The following is a 10,662-nucleotide window of genomic DNA, read 5'->3' as shown; positions in this document are numbered from 1 at the left end:
GTGCCGCCCCGGGCGGGGGTCGTCCCGCCCCGCACCGGTGCCGTGCCGCCCCGCGCCGGCACGGTTCCGCCCCGCGCCGGCACGGTTCCGCCCCGCGCCGGCACGGTTCCGCCGCGCGCCGGCACGGTTCCGCCCCGCGCCGGGACCATGCCGCCCCGCGCCGGGGTCGTGCCGCCGCGTACCGCCGTGGTGCCGCCACGGGTCGCCCGGCCGGTGCCGGCCCACCTGCGCGGCCAGGCGGGGCGGTCCGTTCCGGCCCGCGTTCCCGGACGGCCGGTGGCACCCCCCGCCACCGCGCCACGCTGGCCCCGGGCGAGCTGAGCGGCACGGCCCGGGGCCGGGCGTCGGCCGGGAGGGGGGACCCCCTGCCTCCTCCCGGCCGACCGCCCACCGACCCGGGTGCCGGGTTGGTTCCGCCCGACCGAGCCGGTGCCCGGTCCCGCCGCCGACCGCCCCGGGTCCGCGCCGACCGGGGCTGAGCTGCCGAAAATCATCCCAACGGGCACAGTCCGGCCGGTGTCCCCGGACCCGCCGGGAGGGGTAACGTCAGCGCCGGGCCGGGCGAACGGGGGAGGTGGACGCATGGCGCGCGGCGGCGTGTTCTGCGTCGAGGGGCAGTGGCACCGGGACCTGAACGAGCGGACGTCGGTCCTGCCCACGCTGGAACTGCTCGAACGGCTCGGCAAGATCAGGTTCATCCACAAGGACGCGGCGACCCGCGACGAGCTGTTCTACTTCCTGGACCGCTGGCTGCTCAAGCAGTACGCCGACTACCGGGTCGGGTTCTTCGCCATGCACGGGGAGCCGAACCGGCTCTGCCTCACCGACTGGGACTCCGTCGAGCTGGCCGACGTGGCCGAGCGGATGGCCGGCCGGGGCGAGGGCCGGCGGCTCTACTTCGGCAGTTGCTCGGTGCTGCGCGCCCCCGACGCCACCCTCCGGGAGTTCCTGGCGGTGACCGGGGCGGCGCTGATCTGCGGGTACACCCGGGAGGTCGACTGGGCCGAGTCGGCCGCGTTCGAGACCGTGCTGCTCGACGCGCTCGCCAACGGCCAGCGGCACAACGCCGCCGAGCTGCGGATGGGCTCCGCGCACTGGGGGCCGCTGGCGGCGTACCTCGGTTTCCGGGTGATCTACGCCAACGGCCGGGCCTGGCGTCCGGCGGCTCGGCCCCGGGTGCCCGCCCAGCCCACGCCGGCGCGCGTCGCCCGGCCTGCCCAGCGGCCCTGACCCCGCCGCTGGTAGAAACGAGCGATGGCACGCAGCATCGCGAGCACCACCCGGGTCGACCGGGCGGCGCTGACCGAGTTCCTCCGTCCCCGGCACCGGGTGGTGCTGATGACCACCCGCGCCGACGGGCGTCCGCAGTCCTCGCCGGTCTCGGCGGGGGTCGACGCCGAGGGGCGGTTGGTGATCTCGACCTACCCGGAGCGGGCCAAGGTGCGCAACATCCGCCGCGACCCCCGGGTCTCGGTCTGCGTGCTCTCCGACGACTGGAACGGGCCCTGGGTGCAGGTCGACGGCACCGCCGAGGTGCTCGACCTGCCGGCGGCCCTGGAGCCGCTGGTGGAGTACTTCCGGTCGATCTCCGGCGAGCACCCCGACTGGGACGAGTACCGCACGGCGATGGTCCGGCAGGGCAAGTCGCTGATCCGGGTCACCGTGACCGACTGGGGGCCGATCGCCACCGGCGGCTTCCCGGCCCGGCTCGCCGACTGACCGTACGCGCACGACCGGGGTGGGACTCGGCGTCCCACCCCGGTCGGGGTCCTGCCGGGCCGGTCGGCCCCGGGGCCGACCGGCCGTGCGTCAGCCCCGGGCCGTCGCGAAGGTGGCGGCGCCGATCAGCTCCAGCGAGACCTGGAGCCGCTCCAGGCTGATGTTCTTCTCGATGGTGTCCTCCGGGCTGTGGTACGGCGGCTCCAGCAGCGCCGGGGACTCCTCGCCCCGCCAGGAGAAGTTGGCGCTGGCGATGCCGACCTCCTGGAACGACTGGTGGTCGCTCGACCCGCGCTGGGTCACCGGGGAGATCTGCGGCTCGTACCCGAGCCGGACGGCCGCCGCGGCGACCTCGTCGGTGGCCCGGTTCGCCTGGCCGGTGAAGGAGAGCAGCCAGTACTTCGTGGCCGGGTCCCAGCTCGTGGCGACCATGTCGTTGTTGTAGACCGCGAGGAACCGGTCCCGCTCGGTCTGCGGGAGCTCCCGGACGTAGTAGCGCGAGCCGATCAGGCCCTGCTCCTCCGAGCCCCACAGGGCGAAGCGGATGGTCGCCTCCAGCGGGGTGTTCTTCAGCACCCGGGCCAGCTCCAGGGCGAGCACCGTGCCGGAGCCGTCGTCGTTGGCGCCCGGGGCGCCGATGACGGTGTCGTAGTGGGCGCAGACCATGACCACCGGGGCGTTCGCGCCGAGGGTGCCGACCCGCTCGCCGATCACGTTGTTCGAGATCAGGTTGCGGTGCGCCGAGGTCTTGATGACCAGCACGAGCTCCTGCGCGGCGACCAGCGCACGGAGCCGGTGCTTCTGCGCCTGCGCGACGCCGACCACCGGGATCGGCACCGGGTTGCTGGCCGAGCCGGGCAGGGTGGGGGAGAAGGCCGAGGCCATCCGGGGCGCCACCGCGTCCGCCGGGAGGAAGACCACGGCCGCCGCGCCCTTCGCCACGGCGGTGGCGACGAGCTGCTCCCGCTGCGCGGCGACGTAGTCGACGAGGACGATCCGGCCGGCCGCGTTCGCCGGGTAGTTCTCCGGGGCGCCGGCGCCGACGTCGATCACCCGGCCCCGGACCTTGGTGTCCAGCGCGCCGTGCGCGGAGGCGCCGGCCTGCCAGCAGAGGTCCCAGGGCAGGCGGGTCGGCGAGCTGAGGTCGGCGAGGAACTTGTCCGCCACCGGGAACGGCTGCAACGTCGTGTCGTAGCCCATCCGGTCGAGGGTGCGGGCGATGAAGTCCGCGGCCCGCCGCTCCGACGCCGTACCACCGATCCGGGGGCCGATCTTCTCACTGAGAGTGAAGAGGTCGTTCAGCGCGCGCTTCGCCGACGCCTGCCGGACGATCTTCTTGTCGTCCGCGGTGAGCTGGGGCAGCCGGACGGCACCCGGGCGCAGGTCGTCCGCGGCCCAGGCGGGGACCGGCAGGGCGACGGTGGCGGCACCGCCGAGCGCCACGGCCAGCATCCGGCGGCGGTTCAGGGCAGCGGGGGAAGAAGGGGTGACGTGACCGTCCTGTGTGGTCAAAGGGTCCTCCTGGTTCGGGGGCTGGACCCGGCACCGTCTTGCGGTGGGCCCGGGTCACATGCGACCGAACCTATCTGTCCGCCCCTCCCTTCTCAAGATCGTGCACCAGGGTTTTTCCGCAGGTCAGATCAGTATGCGGCGGTAAAACGACGGTTTGTGAACCGGGGATTCTCGATCTCGTCGACGATCGCCACGGCGAGGTCCTCGTAGCTGATCGCCGACCGGCCCGAGCCGTCGACCACCGGCTCGTCCGTGCCGGTGCGGTACCGCCCGGTCCGCTCGCCGGGATGGAACTCCAGTGGCGGCGGGGAGACGTACGTCCAGGAGACCCCGTCGGCGGTGGACCGGTAGTAGTCCAGGGCGTCGGCCTGGCCCAGCGCCGAGTCGCGATACTCCGGGGGGAAGTCCGGTTCGTCGAGGAACCGGCCGCCCTGCGGGGTGCACAGGGTCGAACCACCACCCATGTGGATGATCCGGGGCGGGTCCGGTAGGCCACGCAGCGTGTCGACCAGGTTCCGGGCCGCGTCGACCCAGAGGTCGCGCCCACCCCCACCGATCGCCACCACCAAGACGTCGGCCTCCGGCGCGAGGTCCCGTACGCTCCGTTCGCTGGTGGCGTCCCCGGTGACCACCCGGACCCCGGCCGGCAGGTACGAGACGGCCTCCGGCCGCCGGACCGCGGCGGTGACCCGGTGCCCCCGGCGTGCCGCCTCGGCGACGATCCGCGACCCGGCGGTCCCGCCGGCCCCGAACACGACGACGTTGCTCATCACCCCAGGCTAGGGAGCCGCCCCGCCGGTGCGCGGCGGAACGACGATCTGCGGCGGGGTGGCCCGTTTGGGCGCGGGTCGCTTCGCGCTCAGTCGACGAGGGCCGCGTAGACCAGTTGCCGCAACTGCGACCGCAGCGGCCAGGTGCTGGAGGGCATGAGCTGGGTGAAGAGCAGCCCGGTGAGCTCCTGCGCCGGATCGACCCAGAACGCCGTGCTGGCGATGCCGCCCCAGTAGTACTCGCCGACGCTCGACGGCAGCCGGCTCGGGACCGGGTCGTCGATCACGGCGAAGCCGAGGCCGAAGCCGACCCCGTCGAAGATGGTCTCGGCGAACCCGCCGACGGAGTGGGTGGCCAGGTCGTGGCCGCCGGGCAGGTGGTTGCGGGTCATGAAGCGGACCGTCCGGGGGCCGAGCAGGCGGACCCCGTCCAGTTCACCGCCGCGCAGCAGCATCTGGGTGAACCGGTGGTAGTCGGCGGCGCTGGAGATCAGGCCGGCGCCGCCGGAGTGGAGTCCCGGCTTCTCCCGGGCCACCGCGCCGAACCGTTCGTGGCGGACCGCCCGGCCGGTGCGCGGGTCCGGGACGTACAGCGCGGCCAGCCGCTCGGCGTCGGCCTCCTCGACCCACCAGCGGGTGTCGGTCATGCCCAGCGGGCGGAAGATCCGGTCGGTGAAGAACGCCTCCAGGCTCTGCCCGGAGACCACCTCCACGAGCCGGCCGAGCACGTCCGTGGCGACCGAGTAGCCCCAGGCCGTACCGGGCTGGAACAGCAGCGGGAACTCGCCGAAGACGGCGCACGCCCCGGCCAGGTCGACCCCTGGCGGCGGCATCAGCTCGTACCCGGCGGCGCGGTACAGGCCGTCGACCACGGAGGTCTGCATGAACCCGTACGTCAGGCCGGCGGTGTGGGTGAGCAGGTGCCAGACCCGGATCGGCTCGACCGCCGGCACCGTGTACGGCTTGAGCACCGAGCCCTTCGAGTAGACCCGCATGTCGGCGAACTCGGGCAGCCAGCGGCTGATCTCGTCGGTCAGCTCGAACCGGCCCTCCTCCCAGAGCATCATCGCCGCCACGGAGGTGACCGGTTTGGTCATCGAGTAGATCCGCCAGAGGGTGTCCTCGCCGACCGGGGCGCCGGCCTCGGCGTCCCGCGCCCCGTAGGTGCTGGAGTGGGCGATCTCGCCCCGGCGGGTCACCACGATCTGCCAGCCGGCGAGCCGCCCCTCGTCGACGTACCGGCCGAAGTGCTCGTCGATGCGGGCCAGCCGCGCGGGGTCGAAACCGATCAGGTCCGGGTCGGTCGTCCGTGTCACGCTCACCGTACGAACCTACTAGCCGGTACGGCCCGGTCGGAAGTGTCGGCCGCGCCACGCGGCCGGGGTGTCGGTGGCCGGCCGTACCCTGACCGGATGCCGCAGTCGCCCGACGACAGCCGGGACGTCACCCGGGACACCGCTCGACCGGAACCGGTCACCGAGGCGATCTTCCGCCGCGACGACTGGTACGCCGAGGAGTTGGTGGACCGGCACTTCGTCCGGTGCGAGTTCCACGGGGTCGACCTGACCGAGGCGGTCACCCGGGGCTCCACCTTCACCGAGTGCACCTTCGGCGCGGTCCGGTTCAACGCCTCCCGGCACGTCGACTCGGCCTTCGTCCGGTGCGGCTTCCGGCGGTGCAACCTGTTCGACGCCGAGTTCGTCGGCTGCAAGCTGGTCGGCAGCACCTTTGACGAGTGCGACCTGCGTCCGCTGCGGGTCGAGGGCGGGGACTGGTCCTTCGTCGCGCTGCCCAAGGCGGACCTGCGCGGCGTGGTCCTCACCGACGTACGCCTGCGTGAGGCCGACCTGACCGGCGCGGACCTCACCGGCGCGACGGTGACCCGGGTGGACCTCTCCGCCGCGCACCTGGCGGGCAGCCGACTCACCCGGGCCGACCTGCGCGGCAGCGACCTGACCGCGCTGGACCCGACCACCGTGAGTCGTGCCGGCGCGCTGATCGACGCGACGCAGGCGCTGGTGATCGCCCAGGCGCTCGGCTTCGAGATCCGCTGAGCCCGTCCGGTCCGGGGGCGGTGCGATCCGGGGAGCGGGCTGTCCGGTCCGGGGGCGGTGCGGTCCGGCGGGCGGGCGGTTCCGGTTCGGGCAAGCTGCCGTCGGTTGTCAGCTTTTCCTGCCACCCTTCCCGGCATGGCATGGTGGTCGGATCTGGTCGACGAGGAACCCGAGTTCGCCGCGCGGCCGGCGAGGACGGCTCGCACCGTTTCCGGATCGCGCTGACCGAGGTGGTGCTGACCCGGGTCGGCGACCCGCCGGACCACCTGGTGATCGAGAGCTGGCACCCGGGGCGGGGCCTGTGCCGCCAGCGCCGCCACTGATCCGGCCCCGGCGGTCGCCGGGGCGCTCCCGTCCCGGGTGAGCCGGACGGCCGGTGTTCCGGACGTCCGGCCCGAATTCCGGACCCACCGACCCCATTGACACCGTGGTGACTGATCGATGACAAAATCGCTCGGTTTCCATCTGGTGTCCGGGTCGATCCGATGACAACGTGAACCGGCGCGGTTGTCAGCGCCGGGTCCGAGACGGATCGGTGTGCGGCGGCTGGGGAGTGGAGGTCAGGTGGGGGAGACGGACCGCGAGCGGACCGACCGGCGCTCCGGTGTCCCGGCGACGGCCCCGACCATCGCCGGCGGGGGCACGCCGGGCGGCGGCAGCGGGGCGGCTGACGGGGGTGCCGCAGCGGCCGGCGGCGGAACGGCCGAGCGGGTCGGGGCGGCCGGGAGTGGTCAGCCGACCCGTAGCGCCCAGCGGCGGATGGCCCGGACCCGGCAGCGCCGGCTGTGGGCGGTCGAGGGGCTGACCGTGTTCGTCTGCCTGGTCGGGTTGGTCGCGTACCTCGGCCGGGAGTCCGCACCGGGGCCGGAGACCGACCACGCGGTCATGCCCGGTGGGCAGGCCGGGGTGGAACGGCCGAGCGTCGGGCGTACCGCCAGCGCGCTGCCCGCCGTGGTCTCGCCGGGACTGAACCCCCGGGCCCGGCCGGCCCCCACGCCCACGGCCACCCCCGGAGCCGGCTCGGCGGCACCGGCACCCGCGCCGGACGGCACCCTGCCGGCTCCGGCGCGTCCGGTCCTCGACATCACCCGGGTCGAGGTGCCGGCCACGGTCGACCTCACCCAGGTCGGTACCCGGGACTGGCTGCACTGGGGGCTGCGCGGGGCGGACTCGACGGTCCGCAAGCGGGACGGCTCCGGTGCCATCGTGGACGCCGGTGGGCCGGGTGTGCGGGCGGGCCACGACACCAACCCGGAGGTGTTCGCCTGGCGGGACGGTGCCGAGGCGCACCAGGAGACGGGCACCCCGACCGGGGTGCACACCTGTGGCACGGACAGCGGGTTCGCGCTGGCCGTGGCGGGCGACGGCGAGGTCCGCACCGCCCGGCTGTACGTCGGCGTCTGGATGGCCCGGGGCCGGCTGGAGGCCCGGCTGCCCGACGGCGGCCCGGCCGTCACGGTCCGGTTGGAGGACCCGCACACCGAGCACACCGCCGGGTTCGACGTGCGGTTCCAGGCGCCCCGGGGCACCCGGTTGTCGCTGTCCTGGATCACCGAGCACGCCTTCAACCCCGACTGCGGCAGCGTCAGCCTCCAGGCGGTGGCGCTGCGCTGACCGGGCGGCGGGCCGGGTCGCGGCGTGAGTGCCGGGGCGGGACAGTTTGTCCGTCGTGGGGATCGGCCCCTGGGCTTAGCGTCGTGGCTGGTCCGAACCGTCCATCCGCTGTGGAGGCTCCTCCGATGAGCAGCACGACCCTCCGTTCCGCCCAGTCCACCGGCGAGGTGCTGCGGGAGATCCCGCTACCGCCGTACGTCACCGGGGAGGACGCGCAGTTCGCCGTCCGGGCGGTGGTGGTGCACGCGCCCCGGCGCTGGTCGGGCGGGACGGTCTGCCGCAACGACGCGAACCCGCACCCGTGCCGGCTGCACCGGTGGGGGCGGCGGGTACTGGCGCTGCGGGGCCTGCCGCCGGCCGCCATCGACGCGCTGGTCGAGCAGGGCGACCCGGCCGCCGTGCTCCCGCCGCCCGTCCAACCGGGCGCCTGACGACCCGTCCGCCGCCCGTCCCGACCGGAGCCCTGACGACCCGCCCGGCGCTGGTCAGGCCGGACTCTGGCCTGGTCCGGGACGGGGCGGCGGCTGCTCGGGGCCGCCCCGGTAGCGCGGGTTCCGTTGCAGGACGAGCGGTGCCACCAGCGCCGCGAGGGCCCCACCGAGCAGGGGGAAGACGATGAACAGCCAGAGTTGGCGTAGCGCGGCACCGCCTTCGAAGATCGCCGGACCGAAGGAGCGGGCGGGGTTCAGCGAGGCTCCGTCGAGGGTGGTGCCGAGCAGGATGGCCGCCCCGAGCGCGATGCCGATCGCCAGCCCGGCGAAGCCGGCGTGCTCCGGGCGGCTGGTCACCACCAGGACGACCAGCACGAACATGAAGGTCAGCATCGTCTCCAGCAGCATCGCGCCACCCCGGCTGATGTTCGCCCCGTACCCGGTGGTGCCCAGGGCCCCGGTCTGGTCCACCACCCCGCCCCACCGGGTCAGCGCCCAGAGCAGGAAACCGCCCACCGCGGCACCGGCGAACTGGGCGATCCAGTACGCCACCGCGCCGACCGGTGAGATCTTGCGGGACAGCAGCACCCCCATGGTGACCGCCGGGTTGATGTGACAGCCGGAGAGCGGGCCGAATGCGTAGACCAGCGCGAGGACGATGAAGGCGAAGGCGAGCCCGACCACCACCACGCCGCCCTGGACCCGGGCGGCCACGGCACTGCCCACCCCGAAGAAGACCAGCAGCAGGGTGCCGAGGAACTCGGCGGCGTACCGTCGGGCGTCGTCCATGGGGGTCAGCGTATGGCTGATATCCGGGCGAATCACAAGAATGGCGACGAGTCCCCCGGGCCGGGCAGGATGCCCGTCCCGACCCGGTTCACGGGGTAGGGTCGGTGTGCCGGGCAAGACCCGTTTTTAGGGGCCCGTACCCGGGCCGTGCCGTCGGCCCGCCGCGTCGCCGCGCCGCGCATCCGGGCCGCCCAGCAGGCCGGTCCCGGCCCGCTCCGGCGTACCCGCGAGCCGAGAATCCACGAGGAGTTCCGCCATGTTGACCATGACAGACAACGCCGTGCTCGTGATCCGTGACCTCGCCGCGCAGCAGGATGTCAGCGATGCCGGCGGGGTCCGCATCGCCGCCGACACCGAGGCCGGCTCGTTGACCATCGAGCTGGTGCCCGAACCGGCGGCGGGTGACCAGGTGGTGGACGACTCCGGGGCCCGGATCTTCCTCGACGCGGACGCCGCCGAACTGCTCAACGACACCTCCGTCGACGCCGTCGTGGACGACGACGGGATCATCCAGTTCGGCTTCACCGAGCGCGACTGACCCACCGCCCGGCCTGCCCGAGAGGCTGGCCCTGCCTTACCGGCTCGCACTGCACGGGCTGGTCGGGTCACCGGGGCGCGGCCGGTCGGCCGGTGCCCCGGGGCGGTCGGTGCCGGGCGGACCACCCGTCGGCGGCCCGTCGCTCCCGCTGCGGCGCGACCAGTTCGGCCAGCACCTGGGCCACGTGGTGGGAGGTGCCCCAGGCCAGCCAGTTCGTCGGCGACCCCGCCCCGGTCACCCGCCGGGCCCGGCGCAGGAACTCCTGGTCACCCCAGGAGAAGGCCGCCCCGGCGGCGGCCCAGTGCGGGGCGGCGACCAGCGTCCGGCACAGGTCGGCGAACCGCTCGTCACCCCGGCCACCCCGCCTCGACCAGCGGTAGACCCACCAGGCGTCGCCGGCGGTGTAGCGCACCGTCGGCAACCGGTCGCCCGGCTCCCGGTCAACGGGGCCCGCCGGGGTGATCCCGTAGTCGGCGTACCCGACGCCCAGGTCGGCCAGGCGGCGCCAGAGCACCCGGTCCCACCGGTCTACCCGGACCGGCTCGTCGGTGGGCAGGCCGGACAGGGCCGGGGGCATCGCGCCGGACGCCACGGTCGCCGACCGCCAGGGATGCCGCCGGGCCCACTCCAGCACCCGGCGTACCCGGGACTCGGCCAACCGTACGTCGGCCGGGCAGCAGACGTCGCCCGCGTCGACGAGCAGGTCGAGCTGCTCCGGCAGCAGGCCGGTGAGCCGGCAGACCCGCTCCAGCCCGGCGGTGGCGGCGTCCGGGCCGGTCCAGCTCCGGTCGGCCGGTAGCCGCACGACCGCCCGCTGCGCGGACGACCGGGCCGCCGCGCCGTACGCGACCAGCCGGTGGTCGTCCTCCGTGAGCCCGACCACCGGGATCACGGGTACGCCCCAGCGGGCCGGCTCGGCCTCCGGAGTGTGCGGTACGGCGCGGAGGTCCACCGCCGGGACCAGGCCGGCCGGCAGCCGGCCGAGAGCGTCCAGGGTGGACCGGTCGACGGTGGACAACACGATGACCGGGGAGAGCAGCGCGGCGGTGCGGGGGTCGAGGTGGCGGAGGGCCTCGAACTCACCTCGCCGGCCGGCGAGAAGGGGACGGTAGACGGGTTCCGACGCTGGCGGGCCTGCCCGGCGGCCTGCCCGGCCCTGGTGGGCGGGCACCATACCTCAATCTACCTGCCGGAACACCCCGGTCACAGGCCCGAACGGCCCACCTGCCCCGGCA

The 10,662-nt window shown here is 74.5% G+C and carries 12 protein-coding genes and 1 pseudogene; 8 read left to right on the top strand and 5 right to left on the bottom strand.

Features of this window, described 5'->3' with window-relative positions; translation table 11 throughout:
• The 3 genes and pseudogenes from AWW66_RS34790 to AWW66_RS06930 all read left to right on the top strand — a co-directional run.
• Nucleotides 1–321 (top strand): annotated as a pseudogene (locus AWW66_RS34790) (serine/threonine protein kinase); the annotation flags it as partial.
• Between the two features lie 261 nt (nucleotides 322–582).
• A complete protein-coding gene (locus AWW66_RS06935) occupies nucleotides 583–1,230 on the top strand; it encodes a DUF6642 family protein (protein ID WP_067361415.1) in 648 nt (215 codons plus the stop codon).
• A gap of 24 nt (nucleotides 1,231–1,254) precedes the next feature.
• Nucleotides 1,255–1,719, top strand: coding sequence for a PPOX class F420-dependent oxidoreductase (locus AWW66_RS06930; protein WP_067361412.1), 465 nt, complete (start codon nucleotides 1,255–1,257; stop codon nucleotides 1,717–1,719).
• Between the two features lie 90 nt (nucleotides 1,720–1,809).
• Here AWW66_RS06930 and AWW66_RS06925 read toward each other — a convergent pair whose 3' ends face one another.
• From AWW66_RS06925 to AWW66_RS06915, 3 genes are all read right to left on the bottom strand, one after another.
• A complete protein-coding gene (locus tag AWW66_RS06925) occupies nucleotides 1,810–3,231 on the bottom strand; it encodes a M20/M25/M40 family metallo-hydrolase (RefSeq protein ID WP_245647971.1) in 1,422 nt (473 codons plus the stop codon).
• 128 nt (nucleotides 3,232–3,359) lie between these two features.
• Nucleotides 3,360–4,001 carry an NAD(P)-dependent oxidoreductase gene (locus AWW66_RS06920; RefSeq protein WP_067361407.1) on the bottom strand — a complete coding sequence of 214 codons (642 nt, stop codon included), beginning with the start codon at nucleotides 3,999–4,001 and terminating at the stop codon, nucleotides 3,360–3,362.
• 89 nt (nucleotides 4,002–4,090) lie between these two features.
• Entirely contained in the window at nucleotides 4,091–5,323 is a 1,233-nt protein-coding gene (locus AWW66_RS06915; protein ID WP_067361405.1) for a serine hydrolase domain-containing protein, read from the bottom strand.
• 90 nt (nucleotides 5,324–5,413) lie between these two features.
• Here AWW66_RS06915 and AWW66_RS06910 point away from each other — a divergent pair, with 90 nt between their 5' ends.
• From AWW66_RS06910 to AWW66_RS06900, 4 genes are all read left to right on the top strand, one after another.
• Nucleotides 5,414–6,055, top strand: coding sequence for a pentapeptide repeat-containing protein (locus AWW66_RS06910; protein ID WP_083978282.1), 642 nt, complete (start codon nucleotides 5,414–5,416; stop codon nucleotides 6,053–6,055).
• A 140-nt stretch (nucleotides 6,056–6,195) separates the two neighbouring features.
• Nucleotides 6,196–6,378: a hypothetical protein gene (locus AWW66_RS32460; RefSeq protein WP_211271854.1), complete on the top strand. Its 183-nt coding sequence runs from the start codon at nucleotides 6,196–6,198 to the stop codon at nucleotides 6,376–6,378.
• Between the two features lie 241 nt (nucleotides 6,379–6,619).
• On the top strand, nucleotides 6,620–7,669 hold the full coding sequence (locus tag AWW66_RS06905; RefSeq protein WP_245647962.1) for a hypothetical protein: 1,050 nt from the start codon (nucleotides 6,620–6,622) through the stop codon (nucleotides 7,667–7,669).
• 125 nt (nucleotides 7,670–7,794) lie between these two features.
• Nucleotides 7,795–8,100: a hypothetical protein gene (locus tag AWW66_RS06900; RefSeq protein WP_067361401.1), complete on the top strand. Its 306-nt coding sequence runs from the start codon at nucleotides 7,795–7,797 to the stop codon at nucleotides 8,098–8,100.
• 54 nt (nucleotides 8,101–8,154) lie between these two features.
• Here AWW66_RS06900 and AWW66_RS06895 read toward each other — a convergent pair whose 3' ends face one another.
• Complete coding sequence (locus AWW66_RS06895) at nucleotides 8,155–8,889, bottom strand: MIP/aquaporin family protein (protein WP_067361398.1); 735 nt, start codon at nucleotides 8,887–8,889, stop codon at nucleotides 8,155–8,157.
• Nucleotides 8,890–9,145: 256 nt separating this feature from the next.
• Between AWW66_RS06895 and AWW66_RS06890 the strand changes: the two genes are divergently transcribed.
• A complete protein-coding gene (locus tag AWW66_RS06890; RefSeq protein ID WP_067361396.1) occupies nucleotides 9,146–9,427 on the top strand; it encodes a HesB/IscA family protein in 282 nt (93 codons plus the stop codon).
• A gap of 67 nt (nucleotides 9,428–9,494) precedes the next feature.
• Here the strand turns inward: AWW66_RS06890 and AWW66_RS06885 are convergent, their stop codons facing one another.
• Nucleotides 9,495–10,601 carry a beta family protein gene (locus AWW66_RS06885; RefSeq protein WP_067361391.1) on the bottom strand — a complete coding sequence of 369 codons (1,107 nt, stop codon included), beginning with the start codon at nucleotides 10,599–10,601 and terminating at the stop codon, nucleotides 9,495–9,497.
• Nucleotides 10,602–10,662 lie beyond the last annotated feature (61 nt).

Source organism: Micromonospora rosaria, assembly GCF_001567585.1.
Taxonomy (GTDB): Bacteria; Actinomycetota; Actinomycetes; order Mycobacteriales; family Micromonosporaceae; genus Micromonospora; species Micromonospora rosaria.
Note: the sequence above shows the minus strand (reverse complement) of the source record. Positions and strands in the feature narration are given on the sequence as shown.